Annotated in this window: 20 protein-coding genes; 6 read left to right on the top strand and 14 right to left on the bottom strand. The window is 66.9% G+C overall.

Annotation, left to right across the window (positions count from 1 at the left end; genetic code table 11):
- The 4 genes from G3N94_RS30360 to G3N94_RS30345 form a co-directional block, all read right to left on the bottom strand.
- The coding region (locus G3N94_RS30360; protein WP_205796695.1) for a nucleotide disphospho-sugar-binding domain-containing protein at positions 1 to 1,150 on the bottom strand (1,150 nt) is incomplete at its 3' end.
- A gap of 17 nt (positions 1,151 to 1,167) precedes the next feature.
- On the bottom strand, positions 1,168 to 1,737 hold the full coding sequence (locus tag G3N94_RS30355) for an isoprenylcysteine carboxylmethyltransferase family protein (RefSeq protein WP_205796693.1): 570 nt from the start codon (positions 1,735 to 1,737) through the stop codon (positions 1,168 to 1,170).
- Positions 1,738 to 1,795: 58 nt separating this feature from the next.
- Complete coding sequence (locus G3N94_RS30350) at positions 1,796 to 2,722, bottom strand: alpha/beta hydrolase (protein WP_205796691.1); 927 nt, start codon at positions 2,720 to 2,722, stop codon at positions 1,796 to 1,798.
- A 275-nt stretch (positions 2,723 to 2,997) separates the two neighbouring features.
- Positions 2,998 to 3,261 carry a hypothetical protein gene (locus G3N94_RS30345; RefSeq protein WP_205796690.1) on the bottom strand — a complete coding sequence of 88 codons (264 nt, stop codon included), beginning with the start codon at positions 3,259 to 3,261 and terminating at the stop codon, positions 2,998 to 3,000.
- 163 nt (positions 3,262 to 3,424) lie between these two features.
- On the opposite strand from G3N94_RS30345, the gene betI reads away from it, so the two are divergent.
- Genes betI through betA form a run of 3 tightly spaced genes read left to right on the top strand, consistent with a single transcriptional unit; the run spans position 3,425 to position 7,234 of the window.
- The gene (betI, locus tag G3N94_RS30340; RefSeq protein WP_205796688.1) at positions 3,425 to 4,009 is read left to right on the top strand and encodes a transcriptional regulator BetI; all 585 of its coding nucleotides are present in this window, start codon (positions 3,425 to 3,427) and stop codon (positions 4,007 to 4,009) included.
- A gap of 32 nt (positions 4,010 to 4,041) precedes the next feature.
- Entirely contained in the window at positions 4,042 to 5,511 is a 1,470-nt protein-coding gene (betB, locus tag G3N94_RS30335) for a betaine-aldehyde dehydrogenase (protein WP_205796685.1), read from the top strand.
- A 22-nt stretch (positions 5,512 to 5,533) separates the two neighbouring features.
- A complete protein-coding gene (gene betA, locus G3N94_RS30330; RefSeq protein ID WP_205796682.1) occupies positions 5,534 to 7,234 on the top strand; it encodes a choline dehydrogenase in 1,701 nt (566 codons plus the stop codon).
- A 106-nt stretch (positions 7,235 to 7,340) separates the two neighbouring features.
- On the opposite strand, the gene G3N94_RS30325 is transcribed toward betA, so the two are convergent.
- From G3N94_RS30325 to G3N94_RS30285, 9 genes are all read right to left on the bottom strand, one after another.
- On the bottom strand, positions 7,341 to 7,922 hold the full coding sequence (locus G3N94_RS30325; RefSeq protein ID WP_205796665.1) for a dual specificity protein phosphatase family protein: 582 nt from the start codon (positions 7,920 to 7,922) through the stop codon (positions 7,341 to 7,343).
- Between the two features lie 6 nt (positions 7,923 to 7,928).
- Positions 7,929 to 8,423: a hypothetical protein gene (locus G3N94_RS30320; protein WP_205796663.1), complete on the bottom strand. Its 495-nt coding sequence runs from the start codon at positions 8,421 to 8,423 to the stop codon at positions 7,929 to 7,931.
- Positions 8,420 to 9,562, bottom strand: a complete 1,143-nt coding sequence (locus G3N94_RS30315) for a glycosyltransferase (RefSeq protein ID WP_205796661.1) — start codon at positions 9,560 to 9,562, stop codon at positions 8,420 to 8,422. Before G3N94_RS30315 ends, G3N94_RS30320 begins: the two co-directional genes overlap by 4 nt.
- Positions 9,563 to 9,845: 283 nt before the next feature.
- Entirely contained in the window at positions 9,846 to 10,946 is a 1,101-nt protein-coding gene (locus tag G3N94_RS30310) for a hypothetical protein (protein WP_205796659.1), read from the bottom strand.
- A 78-nt stretch (positions 10,947 to 11,024) separates the two neighbouring features.
- Positions 11,025 to 11,528, bottom strand: coding sequence for an activator protein (locus G3N94_RS30305; RefSeq protein ID WP_205796658.1), 504 nt, complete (start codon positions 11,526 to 11,528; stop codon positions 11,025 to 11,027).
- A 119-nt stretch (positions 11,529 to 11,647) separates the two neighbouring features.
- A complete protein-coding gene (locus tag G3N94_RS30300; RefSeq protein WP_205796656.1) occupies positions 11,648 to 12,472 on the bottom strand; it encodes an OmpW family outer membrane protein in 825 nt (274 codons plus the stop codon).
- A 76-nt stretch (positions 12,473 to 12,548) separates the two neighbouring features.
- Entirely contained in the window at positions 12,549 to 13,802 is a 1,254-nt protein-coding gene (locus G3N94_RS30295; RefSeq protein WP_205796654.1) for a DUF2957 domain-containing protein, read from the bottom strand.
- 71 nt (positions 13,803 to 13,873) lie between these two features.
- A complete protein-coding gene (locus G3N94_RS30290) occupies positions 13,874 to 15,493 on the bottom strand; it encodes a DUF2957 domain-containing protein (RefSeq protein WP_205796652.1) in 1,620 nt (539 codons plus the stop codon).
- 693 nt (positions 15,494 to 16,186) lie between these two features.
- Positions 16,187 to 16,354, bottom strand: coding sequence for a hypothetical protein (locus G3N94_RS30285; RefSeq protein WP_205796650.1), 168 nt, complete (start codon positions 16,352 to 16,354; stop codon positions 16,187 to 16,189).
- Here G3N94_RS30285 and G3N94_RS30280 point away from each other — a divergent pair.
- The 3 genes from G3N94_RS30280 (at position 16,353) to G3N94_RS30270 (ending at position 19,657) form a co-directional block, all read left to right on the top strand.
- On the top strand, positions 16,353 to 17,297 hold the full coding sequence (locus G3N94_RS30280; RefSeq protein ID WP_205796648.1) for an ABC transporter ATP-binding protein: 945 nt from the start codon (positions 16,353 to 16,355) through the stop codon (positions 17,295 to 17,297). The two genes, G3N94_RS30285 and G3N94_RS30280, sit on opposite strands and share 2 nt — an antisense overlap.
- Before the next feature lie 5 nt (positions 17,298 to 17,302).
- Positions 17,303 to 18,064, top strand: a complete 762-nt coding sequence (locus G3N94_RS30275; RefSeq protein ID WP_205796646.1) for an ABC transporter permease — start codon at positions 17,303 to 17,305, stop codon at positions 18,062 to 18,064.
- Between the two features lie 156 nt (positions 18,065 to 18,220).
- Complete coding sequence (locus G3N94_RS30270) at positions 18,221 to 19,657, top strand: MFS transporter (RefSeq protein WP_205796644.1); 1,437 nt, start codon at positions 18,221 to 18,223, stop codon at positions 19,655 to 19,657.
- Positions 19,658 to 19,677: 20 nt separating this feature from the next.
- Here G3N94_RS30270 and G3N94_RS30265 read toward each other — a convergent pair.
- The coding region (locus G3N94_RS30265) for an MlrC C-terminal domain-containing protein (RefSeq protein ID WP_205796642.1) at positions 19,678 to 20,090 on the bottom strand (413 nt) is incomplete at its 5' end.

Raw genomic sequence — 20,090 nt, 5'->3', positions numbered from 1 at the left:
TTGGCTCGTCGAGCACGCGTTGCAATGCCACGCCGAGGCGTGCACCGTCGACCGGACCGTCGATGCGCACACCGCAGCCGCTTGCCGCGACGCGCTGCGCGTTGTCGAACTGGTCGTGTGCGAACGGCGTGACGACCTGCGGAATGCCGGCCTCGCATGCGAGCGCCGCCGTGCCGATGCCGCCGTGATGCACGAGCGCGCGGCAGCGCGGCAGCAATGTGCGCATCGGCACAAAGCGGCGCACGAGCAGTCGCCCAGGCAGGCGGCCGGGGTCCGGCGCCACGTCGGCGGGCGTCAGCAAAATCCCGCGCGCGCCAGTCGCGTGCAGCGCCTGCGCGACCGCGCGCGCATACGCCGCGTGATCGACGAGCGTCGAACCGGCCGTGAACACGACCGGCGGCTCGCCGGCTGCGAGAAACGCGTCGAGCGCCGCATCGTCCGCGTGTTCCCCGACGTCGTTGAACAACGGAAAGCCGCTTTGCAGATGCTGCGCGGGCCAGTCCGGCTGAGGCGGCGCGAACCAGTCCGGAAACAGGCACAGCACCCCGTCGGTCGAATGCAGCCAGCGGCCGAGCACGCGCTGCGCGGGCGGCAGCCCGAGATCGGCCCGCACCGAGTTCAGCGCGGGTCCGCATGTGCGGTCGAGCACGTGACGCTCGATCAGCGTCATCAGCACCGACTTGACCGGCAGCGGCCAACGCGCGGGAATCGTCAGCCGCTTGTGCGTCGGCGGCGCATGCGCGGACAGCAGCGTCGACGGCGACACCTGCACCGACACGTACGGCGTGCCGTGCAGCTCCTGCATGAAGCGCGCGGAAAACGCCCACAGTGTGCCGACGAGCACCGTGTCGCGGTCGGTCAGCGCGCGCAGCACATCGTAATGCGGCCGCAGCACCGGCGCGATCACCTGCCACAGCGTGCGGAACGACGTGCGCGGATGCCAGAGCGCGGGGTTCGCCATCGCCGTGTCGTATTCGGCGGCGGTGCCGACCGGCACGAACGAAAAGCCGCAGCGGCGCACGGCCGCCTCGAACGGCGGGTGCGTGCAGAACACGATCGTATGGCCGCGCGCGGCGAGCGTGCGCGCGACGCCGAGCAGCGGATGCACGTCGCCCGCCGAACCGATCGCGGTCACGATCACTTTCGCCATCGCACGCCTCGCGGGAATCAGTAGAAACCGGGGATCAGCGCCGCCACTTCGCGGCGGTACTGCGTGTACGCCGGACCGAAATAACCGGTCAGCCAGCTCTCCTCGACGCGCACCTTGTACGCGAGCGACGCGAACACGAGCAGCACGCCGAGCACGCCGCGCCATTCGCCGCCGATCAGCGCGGCGCCGGCGAGCGCGAGCAGGCAGCCCGTATAGATCGGATGCCGAACGAGCGCATACGGGCCGCTGCGGACGAGCTCGTGGTTTTCCTTCAGCGTGACCGACACGCTCCAGTTCGTGCCGAGGTGCAGCCGCGCCCACACGGAGAACAGCAGGCCCGCGACGAGCACCGCGAGCCCGCCTTGCGCCTGCAGGCCGAACGCGTGCCACGCGGGCGTGAGCGCCTGCCACGTCGGATCGGGCAGGATGATCAGCGCGCCGCCGACGATCAGCGGAATCGACTGCAGCGTGCGCGAGCGCGACGCCTCCTTGCGCACGGTCGCCTTCGCGCGCTGCGACGTGGCGATCCAGTACGCGAGCCACGCGGCCCACGGAACGACGATGGCGATGCTCTGAACGATATTCACGGCTGGCCTGCCTCGGGTGGTATGGAAATCGGATGCGCGACGCGGCGGCCGCGCGGCGTCACGACGACAGCGCGGGGATCTGTGCCGGGATCGGTGCAGGGATCGGCACCGACAGGCAGGCCGGCACGATGCCAAGCGGCGCGCCGGCGGCGACCGGCGCGGGCTCGCAGAAGAAGCCGAGCAGCTCGTTGCGCGTGCAGTCACGCTGCGCGCGGCCTTCGATGTCGAGGAAATGCCCGGCCGCGGGAATCGTCGCGAACTGCGCGCGCGGCACGTGCGCGGCAAGCTTGCGCACGTCGGCCGGCGTCGTGTATTCGTCGAGCGCGCCGTTGATGAACTTGAGTTCGCAGCGGATGTTCGAGAACTCGCTGAGATAGCGCTCGGGCTGCAGCGACAGGATCTGGTCGACGTGGAACGCGACCTGGTCCTGCTCGTCGCGCGGCAGGCGCGTCAGGTAGCGGTAGTTGTACAGCTTCATGATGCGCGGCAGGTAGCGGCCGACGGTGTCGTTGAGCAATTGCGCGGCCTTCAGGTTCTCGCCGGCGGCGATGTGGTCGCGTGCGCGGGTCACGTAGTCGACCATCGCGTCGTTGAGGAACGGCGAGAACGAGCAGATCGCCGCGCGCCGCACGCTCGGGCAGCCGCGCGCGAGCGCGAACAGCGACGCGACGCCACCCCACGACACCGACACGAGATATTCGGGCGCGAACCGCTCGGCGAGATGCTGCAGGATTGCGACCTCGTCGTCCTTCGTCAGCACCGCGCAACCCGGGTTGTGGTGGCGCGACTGCCCGGCGTACGGCAGGTCGAAGCAGATCGAGTTCAGCCGGTCGCCGAGATACTGGACGGTCTGCCCGAACGACGCGGTCGTCGCGAGCGCGCCATTGACGAGAATCGCCGTGTCGAACGCCGGGTCGAACACGTTCCGTTCGACGTAAACCTTCAGACCATTCGGCAGCGGGACCACGTGTTTTTCGGTCAGCATGTCGTTCTCGCGGTGGATGCGGCGTTTCGGCGTCGGCTCACGTTGGTGGCGCTGCACGGGCGTCGATTGATTCCTCGTAGTGCGGCGCAATACTAATACGACGAATATTCATCACTCAAGCCGTCCCAAAGATCCCCTCTACTCGAGCCGGAATTACGCCGGATTCAAATTTTTTCAGCATTTTTTATGGTAGGCGGAATTCGTTTTGCTCCCGCAGCAATCGTTTGCGACGATTGGCACGACGCATATTGATTCCAATCATAAATCCATACAAATCAACAACCTGAAGCGTTTAAATCGCTCCGGAAGTTCACATATGTCACATCATCTCCGGCATCCGGATGCATCTGTTTTTCTTGCAACGCAGCGAAAATCAAACATCTCCACATCCTTTCATCCGGAAAGATATTTAAAATCGGCAGCCACCCGTTGATTACGTCGATCACTCTTGAATTCGTTTTAAACAAATTCCAGTTTATTTGACCTTCTTTCAGTTCTGTTTTCCGCATCCGCACATCACGCGATTCGCGGGTCGCCATCGGTGCTCGCGCAGCCGGACGACCACCCTGCTTCGCATCGTTTCCGCCCGCCCGGTCGCCCCATCTGCCGTCCGACCCCGGTTTTTTGTTGATTGAACGATCAATAAAAAACCGCTAAGCTCTCGACTTCCATCCATCAGCCGTCCGGGCACAGGGAGTCGCGATGCCGAAAGTCGGAATGCGGGAAGTCCGCCGCGCGCAGTTGATCGACGCGACGCTGCGTTCGATCGACGAAGCGGGCCTGCCCGGCACGACGCTCGCGTCTGTCGCGCAGCGCGCGAACATCTCGACGGGCATCGTCAGCCACTACTTCGGCGACAAGGACGGCCTGCTCGAAGCGACGATGCGGCACGTGCTGCGCGATCTGTGGTCGGCCACCACGCGCCGCCGCGTCGCTGCGCGCAAGGATCCGCGCGCCCGGTTGCGCGCGATCGTCGCCGCGAACTTCGACGAATCGCAGATCAGTGCGCCGGTGATGAAGACGTGGCTCGCGTTCTGGTCGCAGAGCATGCACGAGCCGACGCTGCGGCGCCTGCAGCACGTGAACACGCGGCGCCTCTATTCGAACCTGTGCGCCGAGTTCGCGAAGGCGTTGCCGCGCGCGAAAGCGCGCGAAGCGGCGAGCGGCCTCGCCGCACTGATCGACGGCCTGTGGCTGCGCGGCGCGCTGGCCGGCGGCCCGTTCGACACCCGGGCCGCGTTGCGGCTCGCCCACGATTACATCGATCTGCTGCTCGCGTCGGCGTGACGCGGCACTTGGTCGCCACCCAGGAGATCTTCATGTCCGTATACGGTTTGCAGCGCCTCTACATCGGCGGCGGCTATGTCGACGCCACCAGCGGCAAGACTTTCGACACCTTTGATCCGGCCACCAGCGAACTGCTCGCACAGGTGCAGCAGGCGAGCGCCGCCGACGTCGACCGCGCGGTCGCGTCCGCACGCGAAGGCCAGCGCGAATGGGCGGCGATGACTTCGATGCAGCGCTCGCGCATCCTGCGCCGCGCGGTCGAGCTGCTGCGCGAGCGCAACGACGAACTCGCGGCGCTGGAAACGCGCGACACCGGCAAGCCGATCGGCGAGACGCTCGCGGTCGACATCGTCACCGGCGCGGACGTGATCGAGTACTACGCGGGCCTCGCGACCGCGATCGAAGGGCTGCAGGTGCCGCTGCGCGCCGAGTCGTTCGTCTATACGCGCCGCGAACCGCTCGGCGTGTGCGCGGGCATCGGCGCATGGAACTACCCGATCCAGATCGCGTGCTGGAAGACGGCCCCCGCGCTCGCGGCCGGCAACGCGATGGTGTTCAAGCCGAGCGAAGTCACGCCGCTGACGGCGCTGAAGCTCGCGGAGATCTACACGGAAGCCGGCGTGCCGGCCGGCGTGTTCAACGTCGTGCAGGGCGACGGCTCGGTCGGCGCGCTGCTGTCGGGCCATCCGGACATCGCGAAGGTGTCGTTCACCGGCGGCGTCGAAACGGGCAAGAAGGTGATGTCGCTTGCGGGCGCGTCGTCGCTGAAGGAAGTAACGATGGAACTCGGCGGCAAATCGCCGCTGATCGTGTTCGACGATGCGGACCTCGATCGCGCCGCCGATATCGCGGTAACCGCCAACTTCTTCAGCTCGGGCCAGGTCTGCACGAACGGCACGCGCGTGTTCGTGCACCGCTCGATCAAGGACGCGTTCACGCAGCGCGTGCTCGAGCGCGTGAAGCGCATCCGCGTCGGCAAGCCGACCGATGCGGACACCAACTTCGGCCCGCTCGTATCGGCCGCGCAGCTCGACAAGGTGCTCGGCTTCATCGACAGCGGCAAGGCCGAAGGCGCGAAGCTGCTCGCGGGCGGCACGCGCCTGACCGACGGCCACTTCGCGAACGGCCAGTACGTGGCGCCGACCGTGTTCGGCGACTGCCGCGACGACATGAAGATCGTCCGCGAGGAAATCTTCGGGCCCGTGATGAGCATCCTCGAATTCGAATCGGAGGACGAAGTGATCGCCCGCGCGAACGACACGCACTACGGGCTCGCGGCCGGCGTCGTCACCGAGAACCTGTCGCGCGCGCACCGCGCGATCCACCGCCTCGAAGCCGGCATCTGCTGGATCAACACGTGGGGCGAATCGCCGGCCGAGATGCCGGTTGGCGGTTACAAGCAATCCGGTGTCGGACGGGAGAACGGCATCACGACGCTCGAGCACTACACTCGGATCAAGTCGGTGCAGGTCGAGCTCGGCCGCTACAACCCTGTGTTTTAAGTCTTATAGGAGATCAACCGTCATGACGACACGCGAATACGACTACATCATCTGCGGCGCAGGCTCCGCGGGCAACGTGCTCGCGACGCGCCTGACGGAAGATCCGGACGTCACGGTGCTGCTGCTCGAAGCGGGCGGCCCCGACTACCGCTTCGACTTCCGCACGCAGATGCCGGCGGCACTCGCCTATCCGCTGCAGGGCCGCCGCTACAACTGGGCATACGAAACCGACCCCGAGCCGCACATGGACAACCGCCGGATGGAGTGCGGGCGCGGCAAGGGGCTCGGCGGCTCGTCGCTGATCAACGGGATGTGCTACATCCGCGGCAACGCGCTCGACTACGACAACTGGGCGACGCAAAAGGGCCTCGACAACTGGACGTATCTCGACTGCCTGCCGTATTTCAGGAAGGCGGAGACCCGCGACGTCGGCCCGAACGACTATCACGGCGGCGACGGCCCCGTGTCGGTCACGACCAGCAAGCCGGGCGCGAACCCGCTGTTCGAGGCGATGGTCGACGCCGGCGTGCAGGCCGGCTACCCGCGCACCGACGACCTGAACGGCTATCAGCAGGAAGGCTTCGGCCCGATGGATCGCACGGTCACGCCGCGCGGCCGACGTGCGAGCACCGCGCGCGGCTATCTCGACCAGGCGCGTGCACGGCCTAACCTCGAGATCGTCACGCATGCGCTCGCCGACCGCATCCTGTTCGACGGCAAGCGTGCGTCGGGCGTCACGTACCTGCGCGGCAGCGAGCGCGCAACCGCGCATGCGCGCCGCGAAGTGCTCGTGTGCAGCGGCGCGATCGCATCGCCGCAGTTGCTGCAGCGTTCAGGGGTCGGCCCCGGCGCGTGGCTGAAGGCGCTCGACATTCCCGTCGTGCTCGACCTGCCCGGCGTCGGCCAGAACCTGCAGGACCATCTGGAGATGTACATCCAGTACGAGTGCAAGGAACCCGTGTCGCTGTACCCGGCGCTCAAGTGGTGGAACCAGCCGAAGATCGGCCTCGAATGGATGCTGAACGGCACGGGCCTCGGCGCGAGCAACCACTTCGAGGCGGGCGGCTTCATCCGCACGCGCGACGACGATCTGTGGCCGAACATCCAGTATCACTTCCTGCCGGTCGCGATCAATTACAACGGCTCGAACGCGATCGAGATGCACGGCTTCCAGGCACACGTCGGCTCGATGCGCTCGCCGAGCCGCGGCCGCGTGAAGCTGCGCTCGCGCGATCCGAACCAGCATCCGAGCATCCTGTTCAACTACATGGCCGAGGCGCTCGACTGGCGCGAGTTCCGCGACGCGATCCGCGCGACCCGCGAGATCATGCGGCAGCCCGCGCTCGACCGCTATCGCGGCCGCGAGCTGAATCCGGGTGCCGAGTGCAAGACCGACAAGGAACTCGACGCGTTCGTGCGTGCACGTGCGGAAACCGCGTTCCATCCGTCGTGCTCGTGCAAGATGGGTTACGACGACATGGCGGTAGTCGACAGCGAAGGCCGCGTGCACGGGCTTGAAGGCCTGCGCGTCGTCGATGCGTCGATCATGCCGATCATCACGACCGGCAACCTCAATGCGCCGACGATCATGATCGCCGAGAAGATCGCGGACAAGATCCGCGGCCGGCAGGCGCTCGCGCGCGTGGACGTGCCGTATTTCGTCGCGAATGGTGCGCTGGCGCGGAATGTCGCGAAGGCTGCGCGTCAGCCGGAGACTGCCTGACTGCGGGCCTGACTTCGGGTCTGACGGCGCGGGTGCCCTGCCCGCCCTTCGCTGTACGCAACGCCGCTGACAGTCGCTGTCAGCGGCGTTTTCGTTTGTATCCGGCTTATTCGTCGACCTGCTTCCGCAGACGCTCGATGTCGACGTGCGTTAAGTAATACGTAATGTTCTGCCAGATCGAATGAAACCCGTAGCCGCCGTGCTGCAGTTCATCGAGCGCCTGTTCCTTGGTCCACCCCTGATACACGACCCGATACAGCGCCGACACGAGGCCCGTGCGATCCGCTCCGTGCTGGCAGTGGATCAGCACCGGGCCATCGCGGTCCGCGTTACGCAGCGCCTTGAGCGCCGTGACCATGTCTTCGTCGCGGATGTACCAGGTGTTGATCGGAATGCGCTGCATCGTGATCTGCGAGCCGGCCAGGATGCTGTCGTCCGAGTGGAACGCACGGAAGCTGATGACCTTGCGAATGCCGAGCTTCTGCAATTGCGGCACATCCTCTTTCGATAGCTGCGCACTGCGATACAGCGACGGCGTGATCCGATGCAGGTTGTTCACGCGCGCATCGGCAACGCTTTGCGCCCATTGAAGCGGTCGGGCGGAGGCAGCGGGATCCGGCTGCGCGCCGGCCGGCTGCACTAGCCCGGCGAGCGTGACGGCGATCACGGCAATGACGGCGATTTTCATGGCGATTCAAGTGTGGGTTTGCTCCCGCTCGCGGGAAAGGAAGAACAGGACGATCGCAGCGGCGCTCATGGTCCAGTAGTCGGTCGGCGCAACGCCCAGCCAGTGGATATGCCACGGCACGTTGGCCGGGTTGAACCGCGCGAGACCATAGGCCGGGTTCAGCACGAACCACAGAAAATCCTCGGTCAGCCAGAACAGCATGATGCACGCGATGAGGCGGGCTTCGATGCGCCACGACCACTGCCCGCTGAAGACGGGCGGCAGGTGGAAGAACAGCGCGACGAACGGGAACACCCACGCGTGGTATCCGGTCATCGGACGCCCGCCCCAGAACAGGTCGAGCAGCCAGTGCTTCTGGATACGCCAGGTCGGCAGGCTGGCGGCCCAGCCCGCGCTGCCTTCGATCTGAATCTCGACATTGGCGAAAAAGAAGCCCAGCAGGATCACCCAGGCGACGACAAAAAGCGTACGGCGCGCCGGCAGAAAGCGGCACACGCTCATGCGGCGGGCTCCAGGCCCAGCACGCGATCGAGCACGAAGCGTCCGGCATGCGGACGCCCGAGCGGCGCGAGACGGCGGCGCATGTCGTCAAGACGCTCGGGCGCCTGCAGCAACGCGCGGATCCGATAGACGAGCGCATCGTCGTCGATGGCCTTCAGCGCCACGCCCTGTTCGAGCAGGAAATCCGCATTGCGCTCTTCCTGGCCCGGAATCGGCGAGTTGACGATCATCGGCAACTGCATCGCCAGACATTCGGAGGTCGTCAGGCCGCCCGGCTTCGTGATCACGAGGTCCGCGCAGGCCATCAGGCGCTCGACCTGTTGCGTAAAGCCCTGCGGAAAGAGTCGCCCCGGATGTTGCGCGGCGAGCGCCTGCAACGACGCAAGCATCGCCTCGTTCCTGCCCGCCAGCGCGATCAGCTGGAAGTCGGCGTCCATCTCGAGCAGACGCGTCGCCAGCACGTCGAGCCCGCCGAGGCCTGCGCCGCCGGACATCATCAGGTAGGTCGGACGCTCGGGGTCCAGGCCGAACTCGGCCGCGCACGCGGCGCGATCGAGCGGCTGACCGAACGCCGGCATGATCGGGATGCCGCTGACGTGCACGGTGTCGGGCGCCATCCCGCGCGCGTGCATGCGCCACGCGATCTCGTCGTTGGCCGCGAAGTAGCCGCGCATGTTGGGCACGACCCACATGCTGTGCAGGTCGAAGTCGGTCACCTGCACCCACACCGGCGCGTCGACGCGCCCCTTGCGGATCTCGCGCGACAGCAGCTCCGCCGGCAGAAAGTGCGTGCAGATGATCGCGTCCGGACGCTGCCGCTCGATCTCCGCGAGCAGCTGCCGGCAATTGAGGCGCTCGATCGCGCGCCGGATCTTCTGCGACGGTGCGCTGGGCAGCACCTCGTCGGTCTTCTGGTACAGGTAGCCCCACAGCGCCGGCTGGCTGCTGACGAGCTTGATGTAGAGGTCCGTGTACAGCTTGCGGAAGCCGGCGGACACGAAATCCATCACGTCCAGGTGCGTGGCCTCGATTCCCGCGGGATGACTGTCCGCGAACGCGCGGATCGCTTCGGCTGCGCGGGTATGACCGGCTCCTGCGCTGACGCTCAGAAGGAGAATTCTCTTGCGTTGCTTTGACATCGGATTGACCGTTTTGATTTGCGTGAGCGGAATGCGGTTGCGGTAGCGGCTGGCTCGACGCCGGTTCGATTTTCGCAGCGCGAAAACCCCGGAGCAGACAAGCGTATCGCTGCTTCCTGCCATGCCGAATATTGCAAATATACGGCATGACGTACCGTACCTCACCGCGAGCGGCAATCGGCACGCGGCGCGGGCGCCGGAGACGGTCTCACCGGCGCGCGCGCTGCCCGTCGTCAATCCATCAAATGACGCGCACTTCCAGATTCGCGCGCCCGGCCGCGCGTCACCCCGTCTTTCTCCGGCGGCCGCCGAACGGGGCCGGCGTCGCGGCCTGCGGCCGCGTGCGCTTTGCGCGCACGATCGGGTTGTGGCGCGACGTGAAGCTCATCGCGTCGCGCAGACGCTCGAACGCGGCATCTTCCCTGCGCCCGAAGTTGCTGCGTGCCGGCCACGCGAGCCGGGATTCGAGCCACGTCCACCAGATGCCGCCGCTGAAGCGGCCGCCGATGTCGCGCACGACGTCCGGCGCGGCGATCACGATTCCCGCCAGCAGGTAGTAGGCCCAGAAACTCCCCGCCCCGACGAGCTGGTCGAGCCGGCACACGGACAGCGCCGCAAGCAGGCCGTCCGCGGTCGCGAGATCGGGCCGGTCGCGGCGGATCGCCAGCGCGATGCCGTTGTGTGCGCCGCCGTATGCGGACAGCGGCACGACGTCAGGCCGGATCGCGAGCGCCGCGCTGAATTCCGCGAGGGCCGTCATTTCGTCGAGGTGGCGCACGTCGTCCCGCGGCTGCAGGATGCGCGTGACGACGGCATCGATCCGCTCGCCGGGCGGCGACGTAACGAGGTCCGCCGATGCCAACCCGCACGGCCCGCCCGTCTCTCCCGGCCCGCATGCGGCACGGTCGATGCCCGGCTCGCTCGGCCGGCAAGCGGCACGATCGACGCCCGCCGCGATCCGCCCGAGCGCCGCCCAGCCGACACCCGGATCGTCGAACATGCCGGCCTCGATCACGCCATGCGCGGACTCGAACACGGCCCGCGATCCCGGGAAATAGCGTTCGGCCTGCGCGAGCTCGCGCGCATTCGGCACGCGCACGCACGCATCGGGCGCGTCCGGCAGCCAGCGTTCCACGCCGCCGGCGAGCGCCGTCAGCCACGGCGCGAGCAGGCACGCGTCGAGGTCTGCGTCATCGCGCGGGCCGCCGGCGAGCCGCGCGAGCATCGCATGGGCCACTGCGGCAATCCGCACGTCGGGATCCGCAGCGGCGGTGGCAGCGGCCCCTTCCCGCCGGTCCATCAGGTATTGCAGCCACGCGGCCGTGCGTAACCGGTCGGGCGTCGCATCGCGCGCGGCACCACACTGCGCTTCGTGAGTGAGCATGGGTCATCCGTAAAAATCGGCGCGAACCGGAAGGCGGCCATACGCACAGGTCGCGCTGCCGCCCCCGGCCCACCGCGTTTACTGCACGTGGAATTTCGGCGAAGTCACGACCGTGCCGCTCACCTTGCAGTCAGGCGTCAGCACGGCCCCGTTGAACGTCAGCGACGAGTTCACCTCGCTCCATGCCGTCACCACCTTGCTCGGGCCGCAGGTGCCGAGCAGCGACACCGTCACCTTCACGTTGTTGATCGCCAGCTGCGTCGCGCTGTCGGCCTGGCCGGTCCACGGCGCCGTGCTGCTCGCGCTGCCGGCGATCAGCCCGCAGGTGCCGCCGCCCGTGAACTGCGTCGATGTGATGTTGAGAATGCCGGTCGACGTGATCGTGCCGTTGAAGGTGGCCGTGCAATTCGCGCTGATCGCCCCCTTGCTGAGGGTCGTGATGCCCGACGCGGAAAACGGCTCGCCGTTCGGATTCATCGGCTGGCCGTCGGCGCGTGTGACGGTGACCGCGAACGCGGGCACGGCCGACGCGGCGGAGATGGCGAGTGCGGCAACAAGCGATGCGATTTGACGATGGCTCATCTGAACTGCCCTCACTTGACGAATGGCGGCAAGCCGCCGGGAACGCGACTTCACGGACCGAACGGCCCGGCCGGTCGCAGGAAGCCGCGGCGCCAATGCGGCGCACGCGGCTCGGAACCTCAGAACTTGTAGGAAATCCCGACGAACGTGATCAACGGATCGGCCTTCAGCCGCGTGCGCGTGGTCCCGAGCACCGAGCCGTCGGCGGCCTTGATCACGAGCGACGAATACGTCTTGAGCGGCATGTACGTGAGCGTCGCCGTCACCCCCCAGTGCTTGTCAAACGCGTAGCTCGCACCGACGTTGTAGACCGGCGTGAACGACGACGACGCCTTGCCCTCGACCGACGTCGGCCCCGGCTTGCCGGCGCCGGCCGCCAGCACGCTGCCGAGGTTCTCGTTGATGTCCTTCGCGAAGTTGCCGTTCAGCTCGATGTTGCTGAACCAGCTGTAGGCCACGCCGATCCCGACGAACGGCCGGAATCTCGCCGTCGGCGTATTGAAGTAGTACTGCAGAATGATCGTCGGGCTCCACTGCCGCGCGTTCTTCACGGCCGGCTGGTTCGACGCCTTGTCCATGTCGACGTTGCCGAGCGAGCCGGCCGGGCCGAACGGCCTGATCACCCCGTGGCCCGTCAGCGTGAACTCGGGCGGAACCCCGAGCACCGACGTGACCGCGATGTGGTCCGTGAAGAAGTGCGTCAGCGTGAGGCCGACCGTATCGGCGTTGTTGACCGTCAGGCTCGTGCCCGGCGACGTAAACGAACCGGGCAGCCGCAGCGGCCCGTTGATCGGCATGCCCGTGAGATTCGTCGTCAGCCCGTTGGTCGAATCCTGCGGCATGATGTGCAGCCAGCCCAGCGTCGCGACGTTGTCGCCCGCCTGCTGAGCCGACGCGAGCGTCGATACGCCTGCCACGACGCCTGCGGCAATCAGCTTTTTCATCGTGTCTCCTCGATTCTGTTCGGGCGCCGCGCGCTGTCCGCCGCGCGGCGCCGCTGGTCACGCATTCGCGGATCGCCTATTGCACGAACGCGCCCACGGTGAAATACGGATTGCTCGTATCGCTCATGTCGAGGAAGCCGAACACGCCGCCCGAGAACACGAACTTGCCGGTCGCCGGCCCCGACGCCGCATTCGCGTGTACCGTCGTGACGACGCCCGGCACCTTCTGCGTGTAGTCGAGGTTCAGCGCGCGCGTCAGCGCGGCCTGCGACGCGTCGAACGGATCGAGCAGCGTCGCCTGCGTGCCCATGAGCGCCGTCGCGCGGTAGCCGAGCGCGCTGTCGACGCCCGTGTACTCGCCGTTCTGCGACCCCTGCGCGATCGCTGCCTGCGGGCTCAGCATCGAGATGCCCGATTCGTCGTCCGCGCTCGGTGTGCCCTGGGGCAGGGCGGCGTTCGCGGCCCCCGTGCGGATGAAGATCGGCACGAGCTGGCTGCGCAGCTTGCCGACGATCAGGATCCCCTTGCCGGCCTTCGACGGATCGACCGCCGCCAGCGTCGCCGGAATCTGCGGCTGGTAGTTGAGCGACTGGAACACCGGCGCGTCCGCGCGCAGCGTGAACGCCTGGTTGACGATCGCGCCCGACGCGAGCGGCTGCCCGCCGTTCTTCTTGCCGAAGTTGTCGGTCTCCACGTAGCTGCCGTCGCTGTGGATCGACACCTGCGCATCGATCCCCACCGGCGCGAAACCCTGCGACGGCACCTGGTGATAGCCGAGCTGGTTGTAGGTTCCGGCAATCTTCGACAGATCGGTCTCCAGCGACGAGAAGCTGATGAACGGGTAGTACGGGTACGTCGTCTTCGGGATCTTGCCGACGCCGATCACGCCGTCGAACTGGATCGTCGAGCCCGGAATCGAACCGCCCAGCACGCCTTCGCCGAGGAACAGGCGCGCGGGCCGGGTCGGGTCGAGGCTCGCGTTCTGCATCCGGAACGTGCACTGGTTGAGCTTCACCGTCGGCAGGCCCGTTTCGTCGGTCAGCGTGCCGTTCACGACATTGGCGGGCGCCGCGTCGCGCGTCGGCTGCACGGTGCCGGTCGTAACCGGCACGGGCGAGGCCAGGTAGGTGATCCGGTACGTCATCTGCGTCGTGTCGAGCTGCACCTTCACGAGCTCGCCCGACCCCGATCCGCCGACGAACACCGTGTTGTAGTCGATGGTCTGCGGGCACAGCCGGACCACCTGTGCGGGCGGCGGGTCACCGTCGCCGCCGCAAGCGGCGAGCACGGGTGCGAACGCCGCCGCGGCCATCCAATGCTTAAAATCCATAGGAATCCTCTTTGATGTCGATTCTCCGGCGGCGACGCGTGCGCCGCCGGTGCAACATGTTCGGTGAGCCGTTACTGGACGAACGCGCCGATCGTGAAGAACGGGTTGACCTTGCTGTTGTTGACGACCATCGCGTAGACGTTGCCGTCCATCACGATCCAGCCCGTATCGCCCTTGCTGAAGATCGCCGTCTTGCCTGCGGCGCCCAGCGCGTTGAAGTCGTTGCTGGCCGTGACCTTGATCTTGCCGGGCGTGGCCTGCGTGTAGTCGAGCGCGAAGTTCGAGGTCACCCGCGACGTCAGCGGATCGATGAATGCCGCGGTGTCGCCCTGGAACAGCGTCGACGTGTAGTTCGCGGCTTGCGTCGACACCGCGGTGCCATCGTTGCAGCTCCCGGCCTTCGCCCTGAAGAAGGTGCCGTCGAACGTGCCGGGCAGATCCGGGTGCGGCACGTTGTGGTTGAAGTCCGGGGAATTCGGGATCACTCCCGCAGTGTCGTCGAACGTGACGATGCCGCACGCGGACGCGCTCGTCGCGCCGATGAAGCCGCCTTTCAGCGAATTCGCCGCGATCGCGGTGGTCGGCGACAGCATCGAGATCCCGACTTCGGCATCGGCGACCGATGCGAACAAATTGCTCGGATCGACGTACGTGTAGCCGACGCGAATCACGATCGGCACCCGCACGCCGTTCAGCTTGCCGACGATCATGATGCCCTTCGCCTGGCTCGGCGTGGTCGGGAGCACGATGCCCGGCGCCTGCGCCGCCACCGGATACGCGATCACACCGGCGGCCTGGTTCAGCACCGCGTTGCTCACGAACACGTTGTCGGCCGATCCATCCGCGTTCTTGCGCAGCGTCCACGGCGACCCGGTGGTCTGGCACGAGTAGTCGCTGCCCGGCGTAATCGTGCACGAGCCGTCCGCATTGAACGTCTGGTTCCAGTTGACCACGTCCGGCTCCCAGCCGACCGCCCCGTTCATGCTCTGCGCGAGGCCGCCGACGGGCGACAAATGGATGCCGAGTTCGTTGTAGTTGCCCGCAACCTTCGAGAAATCGGTTTCGGTGTCGGTGAAGCCGATGAACGGATAGAAGTCGAAGGTGCGCGACGGCACGACGCCGAACACGACACCCGGGGCCACCTGCATGCCCGCGAACGCGATCGTCGCGCCCGGAATCCCGCCGCCGACGACGCCGTTGCCGACGAACAGCTTCGGCGGATCGGCGCGGTTGATCGTCACCGCATACGCGCCGTCGCTCGTCGCGCCGCTGTCGAGCACGAATGCGCAGCGGTTCTGCTCGGCGGTCGGCAGGTCGGTCGGATGATGGAACGCGCCGTTGATCGTCAGGCCGCGGCGCGTGTTGTTGACCTGTCCAGCCACGGTCGGCACCGACGATTCGATGAACTGCATCTGGTAGGTGAGCTTCGTCGTGTCGAACCGCACCTTCACGTATTCGCCGCTGCCCGAGCCGCCCGTATAGGTCGTCGTATAGTCGAGCGCGTCCGGACACAGTTTCGTCACCGCAGGCGGCGTCGTGGACGGGCCGCTCGGCCCGCAGGTGTTGCCCGCGCACTGCGGCACGTTGATCGGGCCGGGATCGTCGGCGCCGCCGCCGCACCCCGCGAAGAACGGCATGGCCAGCACCGCGCACGACAGGACGGTCGCGCGCCAATCAGGAATGCAAGACATCAACCCCTCCATTTTTCGAACATCAGGTCTCGTCCGGACGGGCTGCATGGCCCGCCGGTTGGTATCTCGCCGCGTGATGCGAAGGTGCGGCGCACGGAGCCGCCCGCCACGCGGACCGCATCGCGACACCGCGACGGACGATCCGGCGGTGCACGACGGCGACGCGAGCGTGCGCGTTTCCCGAGGCGCCGTCGTGCGGCACGGCGCCTTCGGACAATCGAAGCGGAACGAGAAACCGCGGTTAAGCGGCTAGGCGGCAGGACGGGCGTGCGACTCGCGTCGCGCCCGCATGCGATGGATGAATCGGAAACGGCAGTGCAACTGGCCCTCGGCGGTACGTTTCATCTTGGTCTCCGTACGTACGCGTGAATCGTTATCGTGACGCGTCGTTTCGAAAGACTATGATCTGACGAATGACACAAGTAAATGGATACAGAGTTCCAAACGGCCGAGCCGGCGGGATTCCAGCGCGCACACCGGTTTTGACAATTTTTCAAACAGCCTTCGGCGCAATAAATCAGACAAATAAAATCGCCGCGCTGACACGGTCGACGCCGTGTGTCACACGTCGGCAATCGTCAGCGTGCCGGGCCGCTGCCGAGTTGAGGCCGGGGTGCTGCCGGGTTGATGCCAGACGGCAGCCGGGCCTGACAGCCCGACACGCGCCGGCGAATTCACCGAAATCGGCTCAAATTATTTGCCGATGACGAACAATTCGACGCCAATCGAGCCAATCCCGCGGAAATCGCATCGAATCGCGCGTGCCCGCGGCGCCGCCTTTCCACGTTCATGCATTTCGATCTGACGGTTGCTAAGATGGCGGTCCCGCGATTCCACGGCATTTCCGCGATCCGTGAGCATGCAACCTATCCTCTCCGTCACCGACCTGTCCAAGACTTACGCGTCCGGTTTCCAGGCGCTGAAACACGTGAACCTCGAGATCCGGCCCGGCGAGATCTTCGCGCTGCTGGGTCCGAACGGCGCCGGCAAGACGACGCTGATCGGCTCGATCTGCGGAATCGTCACGCCGACCGAAGGCCGCGTGACGGTCGGCGGCCACGATATCCGCGACGCGTACCGCGCGGCCCGCGAGATGATCGGCCTCGTGCCGCAGGAGCTGACCACCGACGCGTTCGAGACGGTGTGGGCGACCGTGTCGTTCAGCCGCGGCCTGTTCGGCAAGGCGCCGAACCCCGCGCACATCGAGAAGACGCTGAAGGCGCTGTCGCTGTGGGACAAGCGCGACAACAAGCTGATGACGCTGTCGGGCGGCATGAAGCGCCGCGTGATGATCGCGAAGGCGCTGTCGCACGAGCCGCGCATCCTGTTCCTCGACGAACCGACAGCCGGCGTCGACGTCGAGCTGCGCCGCGACATGTGGAAGCTCGTCGATTCGCTGCGTGAAAGCGGCGTGACGATCGTGCTGACCACGCACTACATCGAGGAAGCGGAGGAAATGGCCGACCGGATCGGCATCATCCTCGGCGGCGAGCTCGTGCTCGTCGAGGAGAAGCGCGAGCTGATGCGCAAGCTCGGCAAGAAGCAGCTCACCGTGCAGCTCGATCAGTCGCTCGCGGCGGTGCCGCCCGCGCTCGCGCCGTTCGGGCTCGAGCTCGCGGATGCCGGCAGCGCGCTCGTCTACACGTACGACTCGCATCGCGACGACGCGAGCATCGCGACGCTGATCAATGCGCTGGGCGCGGCCGACATCGGCTTTCGCGACCTGCACACGACGCAGAGTTCGCTCGAGGACATCTTCGTCAGTCTGATCGACAACCGCCGCAACGGCGCACGAGAGGCGTAACGCACATGAATTTCCATGCGATCCGCGCGATCTACCGCGCAGAAATGGCCCGCACGCGGCGCACGCTGATGCAGAGCATCATCGCGCCGGTGATCTCGACGTCGCTCTATTTCGTCGTGTTCGGCTCCGCGATCGGCTCGCGGATCAGCGACGTGAACGGGATCGGCTACGGGTCGTTCATCGTGCCGGGCCTCGTGATGCTGTCGCTGCTGTCGCAGAGCATCTCGAACGCGTCGTTCGGCATCTACTTCCCGCGCTTTACCGGCACGATCTACGAGATCCTGTCGGCGCCCGTGTCGTACTGGGAGGTCGTGGTCGCCTATGTCGGCGCGGCCGCGTCAAAATCGATGCTGCTCGGCCTCATCATCCTCGGCACCGCCGGGCTGTTCGTGCCGCTGCACATCCTGCATCCGTTCTGGATGGTGCTGTTCCTCGTGCTGACGTCGATCACGTTCAGCCTGTTCGGCTTCGTGATCGGCATCTGGGCCGATAGCTTCGAGAAGCTGCAGCTCGTGCCGCTGTTGATCATCACGCCGCTGACGTTCCTCGGCGGCAGCTTCTATTCGGTCGACATGCTGCCGCCCGTATGGCGCATCGTCACGCTGTTCAATCCGATCGTCTACCTGATCAGCGGCTTCCGCTGGTCGTTCTACGGGCTCGCGGACGTGCACGTCGGCATCAGCCTCGCCGCGACCTCGCTGTTCCTGATCGTGCTGCTCGCGATCGTCGCGTGGATTTTCCGCACGGGGTACCGGTTGAAGAACTGACGGCGGCGGCGGGGCGATGCCAAGGCGATGGCGCATTTGTGCAAGCCGGCGGCGCTTTTCCTCCGATGCGGCCTTTTGTGGTCGCGTCTACTGAAAGCTCGGAGCCTTGAAGCCAGTCGCTTCGAGGCTCCTTTTCTTTCAGAGTCAGAGGACGCCATGCCCGCCGCCACCGTCACCGCCTCCCCCGCGCGCGCCAGCGCCGCCGCCCGGCTCGAACGCCTGCCGTTTTCCGGGTATCACAAGCTGATCTTCTTCATCATCGCGATCGCGTTCTTCTTCGATTCGGTCGATCTCGGCACGATGACCTTCGTGCTCGGCTCGATCCGCAAGGAGTTCGGGCTGTCGACCGCGGCGGCCGGCCTCGTCGCGAGCGCGAGCTTCTTCGGGATGGTGCTCGGCGCGGCCGTCGCGGGCCTGCTCGCGGACCGCTTCGGCCGCCGGCCCGTGTTCCAGTGGAGCATGGTGCTGTGGGGCGCCGCGTCGTACCTGTGCTCGACCGCGCAGAGCGTCGACGCGCTGATCGTCTATCGCGTGCTGCTCGGCATCGGCATGGGCATGGAGTTTCCGGTCGCGCAGACGCTGCTGTCCGAGTTCGTGCCGACCGCGAACCGCGGCCGCCTGATTGCGCTGATGGACGGCTTCTGGCCGCTCGGCTTCATCACCGCGGGCGTCGTGTCGTACTTCGTGCTGCCGCAGTTCGGCTGGCGCACCGTGTTCGCGCTGCTCGCGATTCCGGCCGTGTTCGTGCTGATCGTGCGCCGCATCGTGCCCGAATCGCCGCGCTGGCTCGAGCACGCGGGCCGGCTCGGCGACGCCGACGCGGTGATGCACGACATCGAGGCAAAAGTGATGCGCTCGGCCCGCGTCGCAACGCTGCCGCCGCCCGCGCGTATCGCGGAAGCACCGGCCCGGCGCGGCCACGGCGCGCTGCGCGAGATCTGGAGCGGCGCGTACCGCCGCCGCACGACGATGGTGTGGCTGCTGTGGTTCTTCGCGCTGCTCGGCTTCTACGGGCTCACGTCATGGCTCGGCGCGCTGCTGCAGCAGGCCGGCTTCGAAGTCACGAAATCGGTGTTCTATACGGTGCTGATCTCGCTCGGCGGCGTGCCGGGCTTCCTTTGCGCGGCCTGGCTCGTCGAGCACTGGGGCCGCAAGCCGACCTGCATCGCGTCGCTGCTCGGCGGCGGCGCGATGGCGTATGCGTACGGACAGAGCGCGCTGTACGGCGGCAGCATGACGCTGCTGATCGGCACGGGCCTCGCGATGCAGTTCTTCCTGTTCGGGATGTGGGCCGCGCTGTATACGTACACGCCGGAGCTGTACGGCACCGGCGCGCGCGCGACGGGGTCCGGGTTCGCGTCGGCGATCGGGCGCGTCGGGTCGCTGATCGGGCCGTACGTGGTCGGCGTCGTGCTGCCGGTGTTCGGGCAGGGCGGCGTGTTCACGCTCGGCGCGCTGTCGTTCGCGGCGGCGGCGCTCGCGGTGTGGACGCTCGGGATCGAGACGAAGGGGCTCGCGCTGGAGGCGCTGGCGTCGGGCGACGACGTGGGCAGCGGCGAGCGCTATGCGGCGGCGGTGGACAAGGCGTCCTGACGCCGCGGCATACCGCCGCGTCACGCGACGCGGCGCGCCGCGCTCTCCCACGCCTCCACCGGATCGAGCGGATACACAGGCCGCGCGAGCCGCTCGTAGCGAAACAGCGCGTAGTCGGAACTCGTCACGCCCCGGCTGTCGCATTCGACGAGCGCCGCCGCGATCGGCACGAACACCGGACGGCAATACATCCGCGACTTCAACAGCAGGAACCGCGCGCGGCGCGGATCGACGCCGACGCTCTCGAACACGCCGAGATCCCACGGCTCCTGCGTGCGTTCGGTGACGACGAGCGTCGCCGCGCCAAGATCGAGCACCGCCGCGCGGCCCATGTACGCGCGCTGCCCCGTATAGGTCGGCCCGGTGATCACGTACTCGCCGTCGGTGATCGCGCGCACGACGCCGGTCGCGCGCAACGGCTCGCGCCGCGACA

The organism is Burkholderia sp. Ac-20353, from assembly GCF_017104785.1.
GTDB lineage: Bacteria > Pseudomonadota > Gammaproteobacteria > Burkholderiales > Burkholderiaceae > Burkholderia.
Note: the sequence above shows the minus strand (reverse complement) of the source record. Positions and strands in the feature narration are given on the sequence as shown.